General features: G+C 49.5%; 14 protein-coding genes and 1 pseudogene. 6 read left to right on the top strand and 9 right to left on the bottom strand.

The genetic code is table 11. The annotated features are described in order from the left end of the window. Positions 1-124: 124 nt before the first annotated feature. From ACFQ0N_RS37655 to ACFQ0N_RS37625, 7 genes are all read right to left on the bottom strand, one after another. The gene (locus ACFQ0N_RS37655; RefSeq protein ID WP_379335523.1) at positions 125-2,338 is read right to left on the bottom strand and encodes an alpha-L-rhamnosidase-related protein; all 2,214 of its coding nucleotides are present in this window, start codon (positions 2,336-2,338) and stop codon (positions 125-127) included. A gap of 56 nt (positions 2,339-2,394) precedes the next feature. Next, positions 2,395-4,134: a glycoside hydrolase family 71/99 protein gene (locus ACFQ0N_RS37650; protein ID WP_379335521.1), complete on the bottom strand. Its 1,740-nt coding sequence runs from the start codon at positions 4,132-4,134 to the stop codon at positions 2,395-2,397. A gap of 227 nt (positions 4,135-4,361) precedes the next feature. Then, positions 4,362-4,958, bottom strand: coding sequence for a DedA family protein (locus tag ACFQ0N_RS37645; RefSeq protein WP_379335519.1), 597 nt, complete (start codon positions 4,956-4,958; stop codon positions 4,362-4,364). Between the two features lie 521 nt (positions 4,959-5,479). Continuing rightward, positions 5,480-6,820 carry an NCS2 family permease gene (locus ACFQ0N_RS37640; protein WP_379335517.1) on the bottom strand — a complete coding sequence of 447 codons (1,341 nt, stop codon included), beginning with the start codon at positions 6,818-6,820 and terminating at the stop codon, positions 5,480-5,482. Positions 6,821-7,009: 189 nt separating this feature from the next. Next, on the bottom strand, positions 7,010-9,409 hold the full coding sequence (locus tag ACFQ0N_RS37635; RefSeq protein WP_379335515.1) for a glycoside hydrolase family 3 N-terminal domain-containing protein: 2,400 nt from the start codon (positions 9,407-9,409) through the stop codon (positions 7,010-7,012). Between the two features lie 31 nt (positions 9,410-9,440). Next, entirely contained in the window at positions 9,441-10,949 is a 1,509-nt protein-coding gene (locus ACFQ0N_RS37630) for an extracellular solute-binding protein (RefSeq protein ID WP_379335513.1), read from the bottom strand. Positions 10,950-11,101: 152 nt separating this feature from the next. Beyond that, the gene (locus ACFQ0N_RS37625) at positions 11,102-13,414 is read right to left on the bottom strand and encodes a helix-turn-helix domain-containing protein (RefSeq protein WP_379335529.1); all 2,313 of its coding nucleotides are present in this window, start codon (positions 13,412-13,414) and stop codon (positions 11,102-11,104) included. Between the two features lie 242 nt (positions 13,415-13,656). Here ACFQ0N_RS37625 and ACFQ0N_RS37620 point away from each other — a divergent pair, with 242 nt between their 5' ends. Further along, positions 13,657-14,583: an ABC transporter permease gene (locus ACFQ0N_RS37620; protein WP_379335527.1), complete on the top strand. Its 927-nt coding sequence runs from the start codon at positions 13,657-13,659 to the stop codon at positions 14,581-14,583. Between the two features lie 30 nt (positions 14,584-14,613). Next, the gene (locus tag ACFQ0N_RS37615) at positions 14,614-15,489 is read left to right on the top strand and encodes a carbohydrate ABC transporter permease (RefSeq protein ID WP_379335511.1); all 876 of its coding nucleotides are present in this window, start codon (positions 14,614-14,616) and stop codon (positions 15,487-15,489) included. Positions 15,490-15,654: 165 nt separating this feature from the next. On the opposite strand, the gene ACFQ0N_RS37610 is transcribed toward ACFQ0N_RS37615, so the two are convergent. Then, positions 15,655-16,221 (bottom strand): ABC transporter permease subunit, encoded by a 567-nt coding sequence (locus ACFQ0N_RS37610; RefSeq protein ID WP_379335509.1) that lies wholly within the window; start codon positions 16,219-16,221, stop codon positions 15,655-15,657. Between the two features lie 214 nt (positions 16,222-16,435). Between ACFQ0N_RS37610 and ACFQ0N_RS37605 the strand changes: the two genes are divergently transcribed. The 3 genes and pseudogenes from ACFQ0N_RS37605 (at position 16,436) to ACFQ0N_RS37585 (ending at position 19,046) form a co-directional block, all read left to right on the top strand. Beyond that, positions 16,436-17,596, top strand: coding sequence for an RNA-guided endonuclease TnpB family protein (locus ACFQ0N_RS37605; protein WP_379335507.1), 1,161 nt, complete (start codon positions 16,436-16,438; stop codon positions 17,594-17,596). A 361-nt stretch (positions 17,597-17,957) separates the two neighbouring features. Further along, a pseudogene (locus ACFQ0N_RS38320) lies at positions 17,958-18,604 on the top strand (transposase); the annotation flags it as partial. Next, on the top strand, positions 18,558-19,046 hold the full coding sequence (locus ACFQ0N_RS37585; RefSeq protein ID WP_379335531.1) for a hypothetical protein: 489 nt from the start codon (positions 18,558-18,560) through the stop codon (positions 19,044-19,046). The pseudogene ACFQ0N_RS38320 and the gene ACFQ0N_RS37585, both read left to right, overlap by 47 nt. A 129-nt stretch (positions 19,047-19,175) precedes the next feature. Here ACFQ0N_RS37585 and ACFQ0N_RS37580 read toward each other — a convergent pair whose 3' ends face one another. Continuing rightward, positions 19,176-20,099 (bottom strand): helix-turn-helix transcriptional regulator, encoded by a 924-nt coding sequence (locus ACFQ0N_RS37580; protein ID WP_379335525.1) that lies wholly within the window; start codon positions 20,097-20,099, stop codon positions 19,176-19,178. Between the two features lie 184 nt (positions 20,100-20,283). On the opposite strand from ACFQ0N_RS37580, the gene ACFQ0N_RS37575 reads away from it, so the two are divergent. Next, positions 20,284-21,978 (top strand): methyl-accepting chemotaxis protein, encoded by a 1,695-nt coding sequence (locus tag ACFQ0N_RS37575; protein ID WP_379335501.1) that lies wholly within the window; start codon positions 20,284-20,286, stop codon positions 21,976-21,978. Positions 21,979-22,472: the final 494 nt, after the last annotated feature.

The raw sequence follows: 22,472 nt of genomic DNA, 5'->3' as shown, positions 1-22,472 counted from the left end.
GCATACGAATCATTCTAACAGGAGGCGCTATGGACTGGCTCACCTCGTCCGGAAAGGTGGCTCAAAAAAGCCGGAGACGTGGCTCTCACTCGCCGGAACGATGGCTCAATTCACTGCGGAATATTCAATCCGGGAAGCGAAGCTCCACGACTCGCGCCTGCGGATCGATTTTGTATACGCCGAGAATGTCCCGGTACAGCACGTGCACAATGTGTGAAGCAAACCCGTGATTGCAGCTTGCACCCGCGCTGTTATGTTCCCACAAGGTGCCCGTTTGCTCTGCCATGTAGAGGAAATACTGTTTCAACTCTTCAGCCAGCTGATTGATTTCACCGTACGAAGACAATAGCTCCAAGCGTACATAATTGCCGATAAAAGCATTTGCTTGATGAACATTCGGATAAACGTTTCTTTCCTTCCGCCGCGGGCCGAATATATCCAGCAGTTCTTCCCACAAACGCGGATGGGTTTGCGGCGTTGCCGTTCCGAAGTAAAAAGCAAAGTATTGGCATACCTCGGTTACATCATCTTGAACCTCCAGCCGGCCCTCTGTGCGATTGGCGTGATCGGCAAAGAACAGGCCACTGTTCGCTTGCTCCCTAATTTTTCGTTGGATGACTTCGGCTTCCTGCGTCCACTCATCAACAGCATACAGTCGGCCGGCTGCGGCCAGAGCAGCTGCGTAAAGCATATTGGTCGGATAGTTGACGTCCTGAACGAAATGGTTAGCTTCCGACCATTCCACAAACACCCAGCTATCGAGTTTCTCGAGCAATCCCTCCTCGTTCCGAAACTGCTGGAAATAAGCAAAGAGTGCGGTTACCCTTGCTCTTAGCCTTTCGATCATCTCCCTGTCATTGCTGCGCAGCAGATATTCTTCCAGCTGCAGCACGAACCATAGCGCCCAATTGGGAATAAAGACACCATCGTTATGATCAGCCGGGTAGCACATTGGCAGCATGCCTTCCGGCAAATGCTCAAAACGCTCGGGAAGTGCATAATTTTCAAAAAAATTATGTTCGATCTGCGTATTGCCAGTTAGCTGCATCGCGACCCGGGAAGTAAAGAAGCTGTCACATAACCACCCCGCCCGCTCGCGCGACGGGCAGTCCATGAAATTGTCTATGGCATTTTGACGGAATGTCTCTTTGCCTGCCTCATAGATCAAATTCAGCCCCGGATCACTGCAGCGAAAACTTGCCCGACGGGTATCCGGATTGGCATATTCACGCAATTGAAGCCTCTCGAGCACGCAATCCCCTTCCATCACCAAGAGTTTGACGTAACGGCATGTGTAGGGCTCGAACGATTCAACGGTATATTGGCCGGGCGGCATTTCGTAGCTGACGATATTGACCGCGACCAAACGAAGCGGGTCAATATCATCCGCGATCAGCACTTCATCGAACAGCACATACAATTTCGTTTTTCGCGCACAATGAACCGTCAGGCCTATAAAGCCGCTTAAATTGCTTCCAAAATCATAGATGGTGAACATCTGATCTGTTAAATGCAACCGCTGCGGTTCAGCGTAATCCTCTTCAAGCCGGTTATTTGCGATGTTGACGGTCCGCTGCACATCATAGACGGGAGCGATGTCAAGTTCATCCTCCTTAAACCCGCCCAGCTTCGGACCAATCGCCGTAAAATAGGGGAGCTTCCGGTACGAATCCATCTGTTCGTTTACTTTCACCTGTCCTTCCCGCAACCTGGCTTTCGGCTGCCGTACGGAGAATGCCGGATAAGGAACGCCCCTGCCAATCGTCCTTTTAGCGCTTGTAATGTCAAGTATGGAAGACATCGGTACAGACCTGTCAACTCTCCATAATCCGTAATCGGGCTGCAGCCTGTAAACCTCGGAAAAGGGGCGCTGCAGACTATAGCGATGGACTTTTTGCAAGCGTTCTGGAAGAATTGCGGCTTCAAAACAGCCGTTCTGCGGCGAAGTCGCTGCAATTACCTTGTCGTCCGCAATAATTTCCGCCTGCAGAAACGCCGGCTGGTTCAACAAATAATAGCTATTGACATTGTAGCCCGCCACTTCGATTGCCAATATATTGTCGCCGTCTTTCAGCATACGGTTTAGCGGCCATTCGTCAACCCGAAAATAACCGTGCGAAGCAATGGCAGGCCCGTATCCGGCGAATTCGCCATTCAAATAACACCGGTATACCGTGCTTGCCGCAATACGGAGCAAGCATGGGCCCGTCCCTGAGCAAACAAAGACCGTTCGAAAGCCAGCCATTATATTTTTTTCTGATTCCAGTCCAGCCGGCCAAACAGGTTCAGCCTCGATAAACTCAAACTTATTGCCTTCGCGGCTCTGCAAGATGTTCACCTCGTTTATTCCTCACATATTATTAAGCGCCGTTGGCCATTTCATTTTTTTGGAAACTATCGCTTCGTCACAATCAGCGGCTCGCCGATAAAGAGGGAATCATAGGCGGGCGTTGCCTCCGGGCCGAGCTGTTCTTTTCCCCATCCTACCTGGAAGCCGATCGTAACCGTTTGCCCTTTGTAGCTACTAATGTCGATCACCCGTTTGCTTTTCCAACCGGCCGCGCCCTTGATCCAATCAGCATACACCAGTGTGCCATTAATCATAATATTCAATGTAATCCCGTCACTTGCCGTATTCACTTTGCCTGGAATATAGGTCAGATACAGCTTTTTCTTATCCGGAAGGCTGACTGACACATTTCCCTCCACCCAGCCATTCTGCCCGGACCAGGCCGGATGGGTCTTAAAGCCGTCGCGGCGGAACGGTCCGTCCACAGCTGGCTCTTGGCTGTACATCTGCTGAATCTCGGTTGGCTGAATGTAGTCAAACACTGCGCCGTTCCTGATCTCATCAAAAACCTGACCATCTTCCAGGCGGGTTTTATAAGACCAGTTCGCAGTCGTTCCTTTAAAATCGGCAACCCAGGAAGCAAACAAATCTACCGCCACATGCTTATTCGATTTCTTTTCCTGACTGCAGGCACAGTCTTTCTCTCCTTGATTGCTTTTCCCTTTTAGAAAACCCTTCGGCACTGTAATGACAGGCAAACCATGCGGCAGCTCGGTCACATTCTGCAGTTGACCTGCCGTATAGCGGTAAAGCTGATCGCCCTGCTCTTCCTGATAATAGAACCCTTCGCGATAACCGTTCTTCAACCCGGCATATCCTTCGGTCAGCTTCTCATACCAGTCCGGCGCAGGATCGCCATAAGCATCCGTATAGGCCGGCGTCTCCGGGTTGCGAGGGGAAGCCGCTTCGATCGAAGTTTCTTCCGCCAAATCATTGAATGAGGCAATAACAACCGCATCGGGATTGCACTTCAACGCATCCAGCCATTGTGAAGTGTATAGCTCGCCGTCTTCGCGTGGAATCGGTGTCGTACCCCTCCCTGAATGGGCCGTATCCCAGCCGGGCATGACGCCCATCACTTCTTGCGTCGGGAACGGTTCGTCGAACACCCAGCCCCACAGTCCGGTTTCCGGTGCTACCGGCTTGCCTTCCGAAACCTTACCTGTTGCATAGCGGACTGAAAAACGGGGGTCATCCCACCGGTAAAACCAGGGACTCGTCGTGTAATCAACGAGCAGCGGCTTGCCCTTCCACTGGTAATACACGGACCGCTGCGCATAACGGGTGTAAATCAAATCTGCCTCTGCCTGATGGGCAACTGCATCATTACCCACCCATTGCCCCGCTCCAATCGCTACTGCCAGCTTCGGCGCCGATCCGGCCGGCATCGCTTCAACAACGTCGAATATCTGGTCGATATGAGCGGCTATATTGCCGTTATCGTTGCCGTGGCCGTTTGTATCGTCAATAATGACAAAGTCGATTCCCGCCTGTTTCATCCATTGCATATGCGACCGAATGGTGGCGGCATCGCCCGAGTTGTAATCGCCCCGTACCGGCCGATAACGGGTCCAGTCTGTCCAGTGGCTGTTGAATGGCGGCTCATTGTCCCACCAGACGGTATACCAGATGCCAATTTGGCTGGTAAATGCCGCCGCTGGCGGAGCCGCTTTCTTGCTGTTCCCGGAAGCGGCTTGTACCGGCAGTGTACCCAAAAGCATGATCAGGCTCAACCCGGCTGCTAATGCCGAAATTCGGCGGCGAAAAATTGTATGCGCCTTCAAATGTATCACTCCTTATGGTGAAGCGAATCTATGGGATGCATCCGCAGCTTTATTGTACGCCGGCCACAGTAAGGAGAAAATCTAAAGATCTTTACTTTTCTCTTCAAAATTTTACGAAGCTTTAGAAGGGCGACTGAGGAGATAACGGGCAGAGGAGAAGCGGAGGCTATGAACCGTGGTTCAAAAGTCAAGCCGCTGGCGGCTGTAATCAGGCTATGGCGAAAGTTTCATTTCCCAAACAGCCGCTTGCGATATTTGACCAATACTAAAATTACCAAAAGAACGATAACGCCAATGGCAATATAAAGCGCATTGTGCTCGACGTTTTTGAAGACTATATTCCATTGGGGACCGAAAAACTTGCCGAGCCAAATAAAGATTATGACCCAGAACAAGGCCCCGGAATAAGCGTAGGCCGCAAACTTGCGAAAAGGCAGCCGTATAATGCCTGAGAAGTATCCGGTAAAATGGCGGACGCCAGGGATAAAATAACCGATAAAGATAAGTCCATTACCGTATTTGCCAAACCATTTCTCCGTTTTTTCTATTTTGGCTGCGCTCAAGAAGAACCACTTGCCGTATTTGCGAATGAACGGCATCCCCGCCGCGTGCCCAACGAAGTAAGTAATCGTCATCCCGATCGTCGTGCCGAAAAAGGCGGCAATGATGAGGATAATCCAATTCAATTGGCCCATATAGGATAAATACCCGGCAAAAGCCATTGTCGTCTCCCCGGGAAATGGCAGTGCAATAAACTCAAGCAGAAGCCCGAAAAAAAGTACAAAATAGCCATAGTTATTAAACAGCTGTTCTAAATGATACATCCGGCAAATCCTCCTATACAAATCCCTTTACTAACTATACACCTTTTCCGGGGAGCTCGACCAGCAATTCTTGCAGCACGAATAACGAATACAAAAAAATGGAGCGCGCCGATCCCAGCAGGCTCGAGCGGCTCCATACTTGTGCAGGATGAAGCGGACCTACGGTCCGGCAAACTGTCCAAACCCCGAGAGAGGTTCGAACCCAGAAGGGAGCAAGCTGCAAAATGGGACGGAAGTGACAGACGTTATTTCGCCAATAATCCTCCTTTTCGAAATCTAACGGAAATGGGCGATCTTAATTCGACGTTTTCTTACGAAATCGTACTAATAATCATGAAATAGCGGCGCACAGTTCCGTTACAATTTCAGACCGGCCAAATTTCCGAAAATAGGGGCTGTGACGTCCGTTAGCGTTCGTTCATGCGCTACGCCCCAGCTCCAGGACGGTCGTTTCTTCAATAAAATTTAGAAAACCCGCCCGAACGCCAATACGTTCAGAGCGGGCTTATTCATGATCTCGCTTAAATGGTCTGCAGCACAAAATGCATAACAAACAGAAGCGATATGATATAGAAGAGCGGCTTCACCTTGCGCCATTTGCCAGCCGCAATATGAAAGAGCGCATAACTGATGAAGCCGATCGCGATACCGTCCACGATACTGTGCATGAGCGGAATGAACGCGATAATAAAGAAGGCGGGAAAGCCTTCTTCCAGCCGCTCGAAGGAAATGTTGCGAACGGCGGGCATCATCAAGCCGCCTATGAAAATGAGAATCGGCGCGACAGCCTGATCCGGAACAAGCGTGATGACCGGCATGGCAATAAGCGTAATCAAGAACAGTATTCCGGTTACTGCCGGGGTCCAGCCTGTTTTTCCTCCGGATGAAATGCCGGCAGCCGCCTCCACAGTGGAGACAGTCGGGCTTGTACCGAAGATGCCGCTTAGAAAGACGGTAAACGACGTGGCCTGCATAACGCGCTTGAAGCGCTCCGGCTTTCCGCTCATGTTCAATTGGGCGTTAATAAGCCCGACATTCTCGAACACGATGACGAGCGTGAGCGAAAAGACAGCGATAACCAGGGTCGTCACCGACATGCCTTTCACCGATAATTGGCCGAACACCTCTGCATAGGAAACCCAGGAGGAGCCTCCGGCTCCGGCTCCGGTGTCTTCCGCCGCCAACGGCGCGGCCCCCAACAAATAGGCAAGCGCCGTTCCGCCGATAATCGCCAGCAGCAAGTTGCCCGGCACCTTCCGCATATACAGAATGCATGTCAGTGCCAAAGTCGCAAGCGTAACAAGCACGCCCGGATCGGTGAGCGATTGCAGGGCGATCACCGAAGACGGGTCCGATATAATTACGCCGCCCTTATGCAAGCCGATGAGAACCAGCATGAGGCCTATACCGACCGAAATCGCTTCCTGCAGCGAGGCGGGGATGGCCATACGCAGCTTCTCGATGAGAGAGGTCATGCTGATCACACAAAAACAAATGCCGGACATCATGACGACCGCCAGCGCCTGCTGCCACGTCATGCCCATGCCCTGGACGAGCGTGTACGTAAACATGGCGTTAATCCCCATCCCGGGCGCGATAATCAAGGGCGCTTTGCCCCATAAACCCATAATAAAGCAGCCGCTCGCCGATGCCAGGATCGTTGCGATAATACCGGCTCCCTGAGGAATGCCGGCATCAACCAATATCGATGAATTGACAATAATAATATAGACAATCGCAAAAAAAGATACAGTTCCCGCTAACAGCTCCCGCCGCCAATCGCTCGGGGCGAGACGGGCAGTCGGATTAAGTGAAGCATTTTCCTCTGCATGCGATGATGGTTGTCTCTTTTGGCGGACCAATTGAATACCTGCTTTCCATTATAGCCCCTCACCCAACCCTTTTTTGTTGTGCATGAATAATAGACGGCATAAAGCCGCTACGTGCTGTATTGTACCACATTTGGAAACGAAAAATACAGTTTGCATCGGTAAAGAGGACTGAACGAGACATAGGGACTGGTTTGCACCAGTCCCGGCATCGCCCGTATTCTATTCCTCCAGCACTCGGAGCATTAAGCTGCACGCCGGCTCGGAATCGCCGCCAATCATCACCTTGACGCGCCCGGCCTCCACAACATTAGACATCTCAGCGTTCCAGACGCTAAGCTCCCTGGCCGTCAAATGAAAGGTCAGCGAACGCTTCTCTCCAGGCTCCAGCCATACTTTTTGAAAACCTTTTAACTCCTTCATGCGCCGTGTTACACTGGCTTCCATATCTTTCATGTATAGCTGCACAACTTCGGCCCCAGCCATCTTTCCGGTGTTTTCTACATCGACAGCAATTTCGAAGCTTTCTCCAGCCGCCAATTGTTGAAGTGTCCGTTCTGGCCGGGCAGATCTTATATTCGAATATGCAAATGTCGTATAACTAAGGCCGTAACCGAACGGATACAAGGCCAGCCGCGGACAATCCGCATATCTCGGCTCATACCCCTGATCCTTGCGATTGTAGTAAACCGGAAGGCTCATGGAGGAATACGGAATGGTGACGGCCAGCTTCCCGCTCGGATTGACAGCGCCGAACAAAATTTCACCAAGCGCCCTGCCGCCCTCCGGTCCCGGATACCATCCTGCCAGTATTGCCGAGCAATTCGGAGCCACATCCGCAATGGCGTGCGGCCTGCCCTGAATGAGAACGAGCACGACCGGCGTTCCCGTTGCGGCAATTTCGCGAATCAGCTCTGACTGCACGCCGCCCAGTCTCAAGTCTGCCAAATCGACGCCTTCGCCGCAGTCCATATCCGATGGCTGGCTATCCTCAACGATCGCCGCACCATTGACATCAAACTTAAGATCGAAATTGCGCGCACTGCTGCCGCCCATAACCAAGATGGCAACCTCCGACTGCCGGGCCAATTCAACCGCTTCGGCAAAGCCGGCGCGCGAATCGCCGCGAACGGAGCAGCCCTTGGCATATACCACCTTCGCCTCTCCTGCCGCACCCTGGATTCCTGCCAAAACCGTCGTGCCGGAGTCTGGACGCTGAATGGCCGTGTAATCGCCCAATTGATGATACAGCGCATCCGCATTCGGGCCGATCACCGCGATTTGCCGCAAGTCGGCGCCAAGCGGCAGCAGCCCATTTTCATTTTTCAAAAGCACTACGCTTTCCCTGGCCAGCTGCAAATTCAGCTGACGCGCTGTCTCATTGCCCACGATCTCTGCAGCTGCTTCTTCGGCCGTATACGGATTCTCAAACAGCCCCAGCCGGAATTTCAACCGTAGTACACGCCTGACGGCCCGGTCAATGAAGGAGATTTGCACTTTCCCTTGCAGCACGGCTTGCTCCAAGGTGCTGAACGCTTTATCCCACAGGCTTAAATCAACGCCGGCAGTTAACGCGAGGGAAGCCGCAGACTCATGGTCCCCCGTTAAAGCCAGCAAACGGTCGATCGCTGTGCCGTCGGCCATCACGATCCCGTCAAAGCCCCATTCATCGCGCAAAATGCCAGTAAGCAGCTTGCTGTTGGCATGGCAAGGAATACCGTCAATCTCGTTATACGCAGCCATGCAGCCCAGCGCTCCAGCTTCCACACCGGCTTCCATACCGGGCAGATGAATTTCGCGCAGCTCGCGCTCGCCGATCGATGCCGGAAAAGCGTTCAGCCCGCCTTCGCCCGCTCCCTGCCCGCAAAAATGCTTCAGCACAGCCGCCACCTTGTTCGGCGCAAGCCGTTCTTGCTCCAGCCGCTCCTGTTGCTCGTCCTGCTCGTCCTGCTCGTGCTGCTCTTGCTGCTCTTGCCCCTCTGGCTGCGCCGGAGTTTCCCCTTTGGGCCGGCTCCCCTGCAACCCTTTGACAGCGGCTGTTGTAAATTGCGCCGCCAAATAAGGGTCTTCGCTGAAACATTCCTCAGAACGTCCCCAGCGCGGATCCCGCAGCAGGTCAAGCGTTGAGACCAAGCCCAAATGGGCGCCTCTCGCCCGGATTTCGGCCGCGATCTGTCCATAGGCTTGCTCGGCCAGCTGCGGATTCCAGGTCGCACCGATGCCGATATTGGTCGGTGTCAGCGTCCCGTCCAAAGCCTGGTGCCCATGGGGGCATTCTTCCGACAGCATAACCGGAATTCCCAGTCGCGTATGTTCGATGATATAGCGCTGAATCATATTGGCAACTTTCGCGCTATTTACCGCTGTAATTCCGTTGTCATACGTCACCTTGGACCACGGGTCTGCGCGAAACAGCCCGTAGAGAGCGCCCATCCCGCCGCCTGCTGCGACTTCTTCCATGAAGGCTTCGGTCAGCTCAAAGCCGCGCTCTGTTTTACGATAGGCATGCCAGCCATACATTCGCTGATTCAGTTGGCCGACTTTCTCTTTCAGCGTCATCCTGCCAAGCAAATCTTCTACCCGCGCATCAATGGGGGCCGATTTGTCCCGATAAAGTTCCATCGCTCTACTCCTTAAGCACTTGATTTGCCGATTATTGCTTTGCTTTCAGAAATGCCTGGAATTGTTGATTATATTCTTCAACAACTTTATCCAGGCCGGCAGCCTTCATCTTCTTCAGCGCAGCGGGGAAAGCCGTCTCATAATCAAGCAGCCCCAATTTGATCGGCAAAATGCTTGTATTGAATTCCGCTAACGTATTCGTATATTCAACGCTAACTTTGGAAGCGTCGAAGTTAAAGCCAAGGGTGATGCTGTTGACGGCGTCCTTGCTTTGACTCGCCCGGTATTTCAAAATCGTCGGATGCGTATTTGCCGCCCAGCGGTTCATTTCCACATGTCCCAGCATCCAGGAGGCGACCTGATAAGCTGGAGCGCCGTTGCTGTCCAGCTTCAAATCCTCCTTCAAGCCGTCGCCGATGTTTTTCCAATACTCGCCTTCAGGCCCGTACAGGACAAGATCAAAGTTATCCTGGCTGCTGTAAACCCAGTTTAAAAATTGAATGGCTGCTTCCGGGTGCGGCGAAGTTGCGCTTACGCCATTCGAATTCCGCACGCCATATGATCTGAACTTGATTGCTTCATTCAAAAAATATCCTTCGAGCTTCGCTCCCGGCACCTTTTCGCCCACCTTGTCCGTTACGCCGTCGCCTTCGCGGAACAGAAAACGTCCCATCTGTTCTTCATTATTGACAACCTCGGTTGGCGCCGTCAATACATCCGGGTTAATCAAGCCTTTCTGGTAAGCCGCGCGGAAAAAAGCAGCGTCTTTTTTAAACTCTTCGCTCTCAATCCAGGAGGAAACCTTACCTTGCTGATCGATGCGAATCAAATTTTGAAAGACGGTAAACGGGTAAGTTTCATACGTAGGATGCAAATAATAGGCCGGCTCGGTATTGAGCGTCCGGATGAACACATTTTTATTGGCATCCGGCCAGTTACTTTTCAGCGTCTCCGCAACCTTCAATAAATCGTCGGCCGATTTCGGCGCCTGCAGCCCGTTCTTCTCCAGTAAATCCTGGCGAATCGTTACCATGCCGTCTGCATAAGCGCTGTCCAGCCAGTAGTTCGGAACCGAGTAAATTTTGCCGGAAATTTTGGCCGTATCCCATACCCATTCCGGCAAGCTCTTTTTCAATTCCAGTCCATATTCATCCAAATATTCGTCGATTGGAATGATGCCGCCATTGCTGGCAAAAACATTCGGCCCCTTGCTGTCATGCATAATATGAATAAGCTCGAACTCTTCGCCTGTCGACATCATCAAATTCGTTTTTTGATCCCACACATCCCAAGGAATATAGATCGCCTGATACTTGAGATTCAGTCCGTCCTCCTCCAGCTTCTTGTTAATGGCCGCTTCTCCGGCCGCCTGATCTTTCGGCGCCGTCCCCGGCATAACATACCTGACCAGCTTCTTGGCAGCATCCTTGTCTTCCGTATTGCCATTAGCAGCATTTCCACCCTCCGGCGTGCCGCATGCGGCAACAACAACAGATAAAGCAACTAGCAAGCCAAGCATCGATAACCAGTACTTCTTCATTCGGATACGCTCCCTTTTATGAATGATGGTAATTCCGGCGAAACCGTCCCCATCATAATCAAGACAGCAAGTGCGGGTAAACTTTAAAAATTGCAAATCTCTTTAATTTGGCTGCAACTGCCGCTAGATTTAATTCGATTTCATCCATTTTATTATAATGGCCCGCTATTTCCCTGATTTCGCTGGAGTATCGCATCATTTCGATACTGCACAGGCGACATGCCGTACTTCTTCCTGAACAACGTATAAAAATAGGTCGTATTATGAATCCCTACCTTCTCGCTGATCGCCTGAACCGGTTCCGTTGATTTCAACAGCAATTGCTTCGACAATTCCAGCCGCACATCTTTCAAGTAATCATTTACCGATTGCTGGTATTGGGCTTTGAACAGCTTGCCCAAATAACCTGGCGTCAGACCGACATAATCAGCCAAAAAATCGACAGAAATATCAGGCTTCCAATAATACTGATCAATGTATGCTTTCACCGTGCCCAGAACCTCTGCATTGCGGTTTTTTGCCTTTGCTTCGATCTGTTCGCAAATGGAACGGCATAAAGCCGCCAAATCTGCCGAAAATGCCTCCAACGTTTCATAAGAAACGGCATGAAAAGTCATACGCGCAAATAATTCACGCTGCTCGCTGGCAGCTGAGCCCATCAGATTAAACTGCTTATTTAAAGCCGTCAACAGCTGCTGCAGCATGTAGAGTACATGATGATAGCCGGCTTCATGCAAAGAGGAGGTGAACTGGTCAATCACGCGGACTGCCACTTGTGCCTGATTCATCTGAATCGCCTCGATTAATTTCCTCTCCAGGCTTTCCGGATATTCTAACTCTGCCGTATTGGAAGCGGCTGTGGCGGGCTCGTCCCTAAAAATATGCCCCGGCCCCTGAAAAAAGCGTTTATACGTCATTTCTCTCGCTTGGAGATAGGCATTTCTGATTTGCTCCGGCTCTTCATGGGTCGAACCGATCCCGACAGTCAGCGACAATTTAAAATAGCTTTGCACCGTTCGCTGAATTTCCAGCAGCCGCAGCGGCATTTCAGCCGGCTCGCCGTCATGCTTCATTTGTAACAAAATGCCAATCTCCTGCTCATTAATAATGACGATTTCACAACCGTTGCACGCCTCATCCCCGGCCATCCATTCGCCAGCGATGTTGCATATGCCAAAGCGAATAAGCGATTGCATCTGCTCGGAATGATCCTGCTTAAACTGCTGTAAACCATCGATACTTAAAACGATTACGTTGAAATACGGCCCTGTTAACGGTTCGGAAAACCGGTTTGTCAGATCGCTCTGGCCGCCGGTTAAATATTTGAACAAACTGCTTTTGCGGGCAACGGCTACAGCCGGCTCCATTTCGGCCACTTTGCGGGCGATGCTGGAGTACGTTTCGTCGATCATATAAAATTCATTGATCCGCTTGCTTGCAGCTGCTGCCGCTGACCTGCTGCCTCCGGCGGTACCCGTAATTTTTTGATACAATCGCTGGATCGGGTTATACATCTGGTTCGTAAGCCAGATCGACATAAAAATGCCGATCCCGAAAATAATAAAGGCGACCGTCAACGTAAACGTTTTAACATTGTTCAAATTGAAAAATAGATCCTTTACCGGGCTGACACTGACAAAATACCAGTGAAGCTGCTCTGATTTTACAAAACTGACCAGACTCTTTTGTCCGTCTACCGCAGCACTGAAACTCCCTGCATCCGCGTTTTCCTGTAAAATTCGTTTAATGTAATCCTCATGTCTAAAATCCTCCAAAAAATGCCCGCCCTTGGAGTGGCTGAGGACGACGCCTTCCGTATTCATCGCAATCAAATATTGGGAGCTTTTATTTTGCAGCCCGCCAATCAACTGCTTCATATAATCGGCATTGACGTTAATGACAATCGCGCCCTTTTTAGGCAAATACGAATTAAAGCCCGGCTGCAGCACAAACGTCAGCAGTCGCTTCTCGCCGCCTAGACCGGGACTGTTCAATATGCGGGGAAAGAACATGCCGTACACCTTTTTGTCAGCGCCATTCAGCTGCTGCAGCAGATCATGCTCATATTGGGCAGTAATGCCTTTCGAATTGATATAGCGCTCCGTATATCCATTGTATAGGCCGATAAATTCGATAAAAGGATAAGTTGCCTCAATCGTTTTCAGCGCGTTGACCGTATGAAATTCTTCAATATAATCGACTTTCTGCGAGTAAATAGAGGTAACCATCGTTCGATTGCTGAGCAAATGGTTGCCGATCTCGTAGACCTGTTCTTCGATAATATTGGCGGCATAGCTTGTCTGGGCCAGCATTGACTCCGAAATTTTCCCGACATCGCGCGATGAACTGTGGGCAAATAAAGTAAAAAGCGTTACACAGATCAAAGCAACTATGACAGAGGTCAGAAAAATAAAACTTAAGAGCATGCTCCGATACGCCTGATACTGAAATAGCTTTGATTTCATTTTCAACGTCATAACCACCCGCCTGCAGAATGCTTGTTCAAATCGCTCGCCTGCTGAACTCCTTCATTATATAAAAAATCTCCATTAAATCATCCTCTTTCAATAAAATTGTAGTCATTTTAGAAATTCAAAGTCCGTTTCTCCCGGAAAATAGCTGCTTTGCACATAATCAAAGTTTACATCCCTTTGCCCGCTTATTAAAGTGTTAACAAACACCATTGTAGGAGATGATACGTTTGAAAATGAAACGCAGCTTGCTTGCCGTCTTCCGGGAACTGCGCAGCAACCGTTCGGCTTACCTTCTTGCGCTGCCGGCAGCTTTGTACACCTTTATTTTCGGCTACTTGACACTTCCCTATATGCTGATTGCCTTCCAGAAGTTTAACTACAAGTTGGGCGTGTGGGGATCGCAATGGGTAGGATGGGAAAATTTCCACTTCTTTTTTGCTTCTGACCGCGCCTGGCAAGTCACCTTCAATACGGTGCGACTCAACGTCTTGTTCATTGTCTTCAGTACGTTGTGTGCGCTGGCGCTGGCGATCTTGTTTAATGAGCTGAAGAGCAAGTGGTTTTCGAAAATTACGCAATCAACGATTCTCTTTCCGAATTTTCTGTCCTGGGTCATTATCGGCTATGTCATTTACAGCTTGTTTGCAACCAACTTCGGATTAGTGAACAAATCGCTCGCCGTATTCGGCATTGAACCGATCAATTGGTATTCTTCTCCGCAATATTGGGTAGCAATTCTGGTGGGGGCGAATATTTGGAAGGATGTTGGAATCTCGCTCGTCATTTATTTGGCGGCCATAACAGGTATCGATGGAACGTTGTATGAGGCTGCGCAAATTGACGGCGCCAACCGGTGGCAGCAAATCAGGCGCATTACACTGCCTCTGCTCATGCCTACGGTATCTATTCTCTCCCTGCTGGCGCTAGGGAAAGTCATGTACGGCAGCTTTGATATGATCTATGCCATCATTAAAGATAACGGACTGCTGTATTCGACCGTCGATGTCATTGATACTTATGTGTTCAGAGCTTTGCGCACGATCGGCAATCCTTCTCAGGCGATGGCTGTGGGCGTCTATCAATCGGTAGTAGGCTTCATTCTTGTGTTTGGCGTGAACTGGATCGTCAAAAAGAAAAACCCTGACAACTCATTATTTTAAAGAGGTTGTTCAAAAAGGAGAAGCAGCTGTATGAAAAAAAGGACCTGGTTTGATTATTTCAATGTTATCGTCATCGCAAGCGTAGCCATCCTGTGCACGCTGCCGCTGCTGCTTGTGCTGATCGTCTCCTTCACCGATGAAGGAGCGATCAGCGCCAATGGCTACAGCTTCTTCCCGGATAAATTTTCGCTAGCGGCCTACAAGCTGCTCTTTTCCGGGAATTCACCGCTATTACAAAGCTACACAATCTCAATTACAGTTACAGTAATCGGTACACTGCTTGCCGTCCTGATCACTTCTATGGCAGGCTATACACTGGCCGCCAAACACGTCAAGTATCGCAATCATCTGAGCATGTTCTTCTTTATTACGATGGTGTTTAATACCGGACTTGTTCCGTGGTACATGATGAGCACAGGGCTGGGGCTGAAAAATACAATTTGGGCGCTCATTATCCCTTCGCTAATCTTTTCGCCCTTTAACCTGTTTTTGGTGCGCAACTATATGAAGCAAATTCCGGATGGCCTCATTGAAGCGGCCAAAATCGACGGAGCAGGCGACCTCTTCATCGCTTTCCGTATTTTTCTGCCACTAAGCATGCCGGTGCTGGCCACCATCACCTTATTTTACGGGATCGGATATTGGAACAACTGGTTTAATGCCATCATGCTAGTGGACAAAACGGAGCTGTACCCGCTGCAATATTTGCTCTTTAAACTGAACTCCGAAATCAGCATGATCCAGCAAATGCAGGCAACGGTTTCCGGCATGGGAGCGGCCCAGCTGCCCAGCGAATCCGTCAAGATGGCCACGGCCATTATGACCATCGGTCCAATCGTGCTCTTCTATCCTTTTTTACAGCGCTATTTCATTCGCGGGCTGCTGATCGGCTCGATCAAAGAATAGCGAGAAGAAACGGCTGACGCCGTCCTTGGCGCGAGTCAAGTTTCTTCCCCTGAAATTTTATAGAATTTATCAGGTAAAGCATATAAATTGTATAAAATTAGAAAATGCAAACAAAGCGGCGAGTAACTACCGCTTTGTTTGCATCTCTCATTATGGAAGCCGGCCTTATCCTTTTACAGCTCCGGCTGTCATTCCTTGCATAACCTTCTTGGCAAAAGCCAAGTAGACGACGATAACGGGCAAAACTACTATAACCATCGCCGCCAGCATCTGGGTATAGTTGGCCGTATATTGCCCATTGAAATTGGTTAACCCGAGCGGCAAGGTGCGCAGTTCAGCACTTTTAATAAGCACAAGCGCAAACGGGAACTCGTTCCAGGCGCCGAGGAAAAACAAAATGATTGCGGTTGAAATAACCGGCAAGCAAAGCGGCAATACGATGCGCAGCACCGTGTTTGTCGAACTGCTGCCCGGACCGCCGCCGGTCATAACGAAAATACTGTCAAATGCTTTCATATTTCCGGCAATACAGAGCATGACGGCAATTTTAATCGTCGGAGACAGGAGCGGCAGCGTAATATGACGCATTTTTTTAAACCCGGTAGCGCCATCGATCTCGGCCATTTCATAGAGCTCGCTGCTGATGCTTTGCATCGCAGCATAATTATCATGGGACTGTACTTCTTCATCAAACGTAATATCGGGATTCGCTTTTTTGAACTTCTCGATCAAATCCGCCTGATGGCTTGGTTGTGCAGAATTTTTATCAAATACAGACGAGAAGACTCCTTCCTCAAAGCGGAAGCTTAGGTAGGAGATGAATCGTCTTCGGACAAGGGTGGCAATTTTGCCATCTCAATTGTCCGACATGATTTTAAAGCAGTTTCTTTCCTATTTGAAACCGAACTGGCGTTCTGGTATAATGATAGATATGGGGGGATTGGAAATGAGTATGAATACGATCACAATCAAACTTCCTTTGTATCGGCCCACATTGGCGAAACAAGACATGTATAGAACCATGAGATCCCACTTTTCACAAGCTAGCAACCAAGCCCTTCTATCCCTACAGGAAGTCCCAGTACGTAAGGCAACAGAGCTGGATCGCCTACTTCGTTCCATACCACTACCATCAACACTGCTTCAAGAAGCAAGAAAACTGGCTGTCAGCCGGTATCAGGATTGGAGGAAGCATGCAAATAGCAAGGGTTTTCCTTCCTTTCGAGCGAATATCTCGATTCTGTTTGACAATCAGAACTGGCGGCTCCGTTTCGATCAAGGACACCTGAAAATTGGCATCCCCACCATCGAAGGCCATCTAACCATCGATAAATATGTGCCTGCCAGCGCCAACGATTATGCTTTGTTTTGGGTGAACTACCTGCTGACCGGGGAAATGGATCCAAACAGCAAACACTATAAACCTTCTTACGAAGGAATCTCGAAACCGAAAAAAGGGAATGCGCAGCTTTTTGAGCGAAAGGGAAAGTGGTATTTTGCCTTCGCCCTTTCCTTCAAACTTCGGGAAACGCGGAAAACGAACAAAGCGATTGGCGTTGATCGCGGATTACGCCTCATTGCGGTTGCCGCCGATGCCGATACAGGGAACTACCTGACCTTTAACGGCAAACGTATCGGCCATATCCGGAGGCGGTATGCCCGTTTGCGAAGGGAAATCCAGCAAGCGAAAAACATGAAAGCGCTCAAAGGACTCGCACATAAAGAACGACGCATGATGCAATATTGGAACCATGTCATGGCCAAAAATATCGTGCAATTTGCGAGTGCGAGCGGGGCGTCCATCATCAAGCTGGAAGACCTGAGCCACATTCGTTCGATGAAAAAATATTGGAAGCGTGCAGATCGCAATATTCATGCCTGGGCGTTCTATGATTTGGAACGAAAGATCACCTATAAAGCCGCGTTAGCCGAGCTAAACGTGGAAAAGGTGAATCCCTATAAAACCTCTCAGGAATGCAGTCAATGCGGAATCATTCGAAAAAACCATCGCAGGAAAGATCAATTCCAATGCTCTTGCGGCTATCACGATAACGCGGACGTCAATGCCGCCTTCGTCATATCCGGCAGACCATCACTTGTCTTGTAAGACAAAACGACGGTGTAAAAAGCCGTTGTGCAGGGCTAGATACCTTGCATAAGGCACCTGACTGTGCTGAATACCTAACCGAGAAGTTCTATCCGTCACACCAAAGACGTTCAACAGGGACGGAACTGAACCCCGGAGTTTGTTCGGATACAGATATGAGAGAGTACGAATCTCCTCTGCGATCATGGAACAAAATCCTAAGGTAAGGGTAACTGAACCTGCTTCACGCTAATGAGGAGAATAAGGGGAATCCCCCGCCTCTAAGCAAAGTGTAGGCGGGGGAGGATGTCAACGTACATATGCATGAATGAAATCTTCGGTTTTGCCTTTGACCCATCTGTTCCTTCCGTTGCGTCATCCGAGCCGTCATGAGGTCATCCGTAAAGGAAGCAATGCCTTGCGGATCGTCCGGCATCTTTCCGTATTCGAGAAGAAAACCTATCTGCACGTGCCGTCCATCCGGAAGTATTGTACACGCTACGAAGCTGGGTTTGTTTGGGCGTATGAATTCGTCGGACCCAAGCAACGCTACAGCAAGCTTTTTCGCTCCCATACCGTCGAACAAGCTCTTGGGTCCACGGCTGCGCATGGTGCTCGGATGCAGCAGGCACCGGCCAGTACCGTACAACGCATGCATAACGATGCCGTTCCAACTGAGTGCGAGCGGATCTATGAGTGAGTGTGGGAAGAAGCAAAAGAAACGGCAGATCTGGTTTTGGGTGTCGACGACTTTGCCATCAAAAAAGGGCATACGTATAACACCGGCATTCACAACCTCAAAGGTGAGACGATGCTTGACCTGCTACCGGGCCGAAAGCTGGAGGAGCTGCGGACTTATGCCCAAGAGCACCCGGGATTCCTTCTTCTTAACCCGAAGGCAGTGTCATGGACTTAGCTCAGGCGTATCACACCTGGATCAGCGAGTGTTTTCCGAAAGCGATTCGCATTGCAGATCGTTTTCATGTTCATGGTGCAAATGAATATGGATTTGGATGCTGTCAGCAAGTTGCTGGAGAGCCGTCTAAGCGGGAATATCGACGGATATTATATCGTGAATGAGGATGAGGCGATCATCGCATCGACAGCGATGAATCATGAAAATCAAGTGATGCCGGATATTGTTGGCAGTCCGCTCGCTATGGACGATCACCAAGGGTTTCTGGAGCTGACGATCGATCATACGCCCTATATGTTAACCTACGTTAAGCTTGAGCCGCTGAACTGGCATGTGCTTCATCTCGTCCCGGCGAGAGAGTTGTTGAAAGAAAACAAAGTGATTCCGCAAATCATTATGGTTACAGTCATTATTACTTTTTTCGTTTGCGCAGGAATGGCTTATTTGTTCTCCAGGCATATTATTTTGCCGATTCGCAAGCTAAGCCGGTTAAAGAGCCGCGTGGAAGCATATGACAAGCTATTTGGAATCCGGGGCTCGTCCCCTTCTCATTAAAATCAGAGACAAGCCCCCGGCGATCACAAGTATTCCCAGTACCCAATAAATTGCGCCTAAGTGAAATAAACCTTCCAGCAAAGCCTTACCAAAAGACCATACTTTGCTCCACATTTGGTTCCTCCTCCATTACTCATTGCTATGAAACTCTTCAAAATTAAGGTTGACCGGACGATCAGGCACCTCCGCTTCTTCCTCCATATTCGTTGTCGGCACGCTCTCGCTCACCGTATCGAATCGCAGACTATCCACCCAAACCCGGCCTTTGCCTATGATCAGTGCGCCAAAAGAAATCGTTTCGCTAGATTGGGGCACGTCCAATACGATATTGTACCGGTTCCACTCGGCTGTCCCAGTAACCGGACGGTTGCACATATTATCGAATTGCAAAATCTCCTGTTCTTTGCCATCGATTCTCATCCATAGTCCGCACCATTGCTCCACATTCAAGGTCTTGAGAAATCCCGATAATTGCAAGCGCCGGCCGCGATATTCATTTGCTTTAAATACCTGCATCATAGTCGCGAAGCCTCCGACGTTTTCCCCTTTTGAGTCCAAATACCCGGAAGCTTTGCCGTGATGGGTTGTTTGAAAATCTATCCCCATCTCGCAGTCGGACATATGGGTTCCATTCACATTCAACATCCATCCGGCAGGTTCTTTTTGCGCTTGGTTCATAAGATAGGTTCGCTCCTTTTTTTGAATTAATTTCGGAATAAAAACTCTGTACTGCCCTGGCGTCATATGAAACATTTTTTTAAAAGCCCGGGTAAACGCCTCCTGTGATTCAAATTGATAATCCAAAGCAATGTCCAGAATGCGCTTTTCTGCGGATATGAGTTCACTGGCCGCATTCGATAACCTCCTCTTGCGGATATAGCTTGCCAGTGTCATGCCTACATGAGCATGAAATAACCGATGAAAATGGTATTTGGAGATTGCCGTATAGGAAGCGATCGTCTCCAAGCACAGTTCATTTTTCAAATTTTTCTCGATAAATTCCAAGACATGATTAAATTCTGCCCCTCGCCCATTCGACATCACCCTGTCCATCACCACTCTTTCTGCCTCTATTATATAATGTCATGAGTCGCTGAATTTGATATTTCTTGCTATGTTCAACCGACAAAAATTCGACACTATTTTTAGCAGGTTGCCTGGTGAGAAGCAAAGGTTTTATAGGTCGTTTGTCGATAAATAACTTGTATGCCTACTACCATTAGGGGGAACCAATACGATGAAGATTTCCAGCTGGCTAAAAATCATGGGCTGTCTACTGCTGATTCTGTCGGTGTTAAACATCTTTAGCATTATTCGTCTGGAGCACAGCCTTGAACAAGAACGAACCGCCGTTCAACGACAAGCTGAATTTAAGCAGCTTGGGATTGATCTGATTCGCGCATCCGATTATCTATCAGGAGAAATACAGTACTATGTACAGTTTGGGGAAAAGGCTCATTATGATAATTATTGGAATGAAGTAAATAAAACGAAAACGCGCGACCATATCATCGAGCAGTTAATTGCCCTAGGCGCTCCCAAAAATGAACTGGATCTAATCGAGGCAGCCAAAAGCAAGTCCGATGCGCTCGTTACTATAGAAGAAGCAGCCATGAAAGCGGTGGAGGCAAAAAATTTCGATGAAGCGCGAAAGCTGATTTTTGGCGAGGATTACAAGGAGAGCAAAAATACGATTAACGGCTATACGGATCAATTTGTAGAAACGATGAACAAAAGAGTAGAGCAGGAAACAGCGGCCGCCCAAAAAGCAGTCAAAACCATGATGAACACAACCGTTATTTTGCTGATTATCACTTTCGTTGCTTTGTTCGGGCTATTCATTCTTATTTCTTTCAAAATGCGCCCGCTCAGCGTCGTAAACGCCAAAATCGCCGAGCTGGCCAGTAATGGCGGCGATTTGACCGCCCGTTTGCCCGAGGGAGCAAACGATGAAGTCGGTGAAATTTCCAGGTCGCTTAATCACATGCTGAACAGCTTGCATTTGATGATTAAAGATATCACCAGCGTTTCTCACAGCATGCTTGAAGCTTCAGGCAAGCTAAGCGTCAATACCAATTTGAGCGCGGGAGCTACGGATGAAATCAGCCGCAGCGTTAATGAAATCCGGCAGGGGGCAACCGCCTCCGTACAAAATACAGTTGACAGCTCACGGGCGATCGAAGAAATGGCGACAGGCGTACAGCGCGTTGCCGGCTCTGCCAGCGAGCTTTCCGCGTCAGCGATGGAGACGGAACGGGAAGCTGAGGAAGGATTCGGCCATATGGAGCAGGCTAAACAGCAAATGCTGCAAATCGACAAAACCGTTCATCAATCTACTGTTATCGTCTCCAAAATGAATGAGCGGTCTTCGCATATTCAAGAAATGGCCGATACCATTGCCCAAATAGCCAAGCAGACCAACCTGCTTTCCTTGAACGCTTCTATTGAAGCTGCCCGGGCCGGCGAGCATGGACGCGGCTTTGTCGTCGTCGCCGGTGAAATCCGCAAGCTCGCAGAAGGCTCTGCCACCTCCGCCGCCCATATAGCCGAATTGCTGAAAGAAATCCGCGAGGATTCCACAGCAACGGTGCAGGTGATGAACCAAATTGTCGAAGAGGTCGGACTTGGCAGCATTAAAGTTACCCATGCCAGCGGCTCTTTTCAAAAGATATTGAATGCCACCAGGGAAGTTTCCAGCCAAATTCAAGAGGTTTCTGCCATTACGCAAGAAATGGCCGCCGGATCCGAGGAAATCGCCGCTTCCGTGGCTGACATGGCCAGCGTCGCCCAGCAGTCGCTTGAAAACGTCAATACTGTGAACGAGAAAACCGGCGCTCAGACGTTACTGGTACAGGAAGTAGCGGATCTGTCGCACGGATTGCGCAATGAAGCGGAGCAACTGGAACAGTTGGTAGGCAAATTTAAAATATAATAACACAACTTTCGCAGAACAGAACAGACAAGTAGCCCCTTCGTGTAACCGGGTAACCGGCAAACCATTGTTGGACTGCCGCTAACGAACCTGACAACCCTTATTCGGCGCAAAATGAGGACGTATGAGCTGTAACGAATCTACCGATCGTTATTCACCGAAAATCGGCCGCTTTCCCGCCAGTTTTCCTTCCATAACGTTTCCCAGGTTCGTTACACGCTAAGCTAGCCGATTTTTTGGCCAATAGCGTGTCTCAGGAGAGCGTCGATTAATTCTTCACAACTTGCCCTGTGCGATGAATCTCATGATTCGGATCCCTTCATTTTCTCCATGAAATGAAGGGTTTTCTTTCATTTCCTCACAAATTCTCTCGTTTTCGTGGTATAATCATATTAACATGATCTGAGCCGGGGGGAGTTCCAATGTCAAACACAAACATGTCCAATGAGAATACCAACCAACTGTCCATTTCGGATTACGGGATCGCCGTGCCT

The organism is Paenibacillus sp. GCM10027626, assembly GCF_042676285.1.
Lineage (GTDB): Bacteria > Bacillota > Bacilli > Paenibacillales > Paenibacillaceae > Paenibacillus_Z.
This window is presented reverse-complemented; position numbering and strand designations above follow the sequence as displayed.

What these genes read in the sequence shown, in the direction of transcription:
- ACFQ0N_RS37620 (WP_379335527.1), top strand. Translation starts at nt 13,657, where the DNA reads ATGAAACGCAGCTTGCTTGCCGTCTTCCGGGAACTGCGCAGCAACCGT.
- ACFQ0N_RS37645 (WP_379335519.1), bottom strand. Translation starts at nt 4,958, where the DNA reads ATGTATCATTTAGAACAGCTGTTTAATAACTATGGCTATTTTGTACTT.
- ACFQ0N_RS37605 (WP_379335507.1), top strand. Translation starts at nt 16,436, where the DNA reads ATGAGTATGAATACGATCACAATCAAACTTCCTTTGTATCGGCCCACA.
- ACFQ0N_RS37585 (WP_379335531.1), top strand. Translation starts at nt 18,558, where the DNA reads ATGTTCATGGTGCAAATGAATATGGATTTGGATGCTGTCAGCAAGTTG.
- ACFQ0N_RS37580 (WP_379335525.1), bottom strand. Translation starts at nt 20,099, where the DNA reads ATGGACAGGGTGATGTCGAATGGGCGAGGGGCAGAATTTAATCATGTC.
- ACFQ0N_RS37635 (WP_379335515.1), bottom strand. Translation starts at nt 9,409, where the DNA reads ATGGAACTTTATCGGGACAAATCGGCCCCCATTGATGCGCGGGTAGAA.
- ACFQ0N_RS37630 (WP_379335513.1), bottom strand. Translation starts at nt 10,949, where the DNA reads ATGAAGAAGTACTGGTTATCGATGCTTGGCTTGCTAGTTGCTTTATCT.
- ACFQ0N_RS37615 (WP_379335511.1), top strand. Translation starts at nt 14,614, where the DNA reads ATGAAAAAAAGGACCTGGTTTGATTATTTCAATGTTATCGTCATCGCA.
- ACFQ0N_RS37625 (WP_379335529.1), bottom strand. Translation starts at nt 13,414, where the DNA reads ATGAAATCAAAGCTATTTCAGTATCAGGCGTATCGGAGCATGCTCTTA.
- ACFQ0N_RS37575 (WP_379335501.1), top strand. Translation starts at nt 20,284, where the DNA reads ATGAAGATTTCCAGCTGGCTAAAAATCATGGGCTGTCTACTGCTGATT.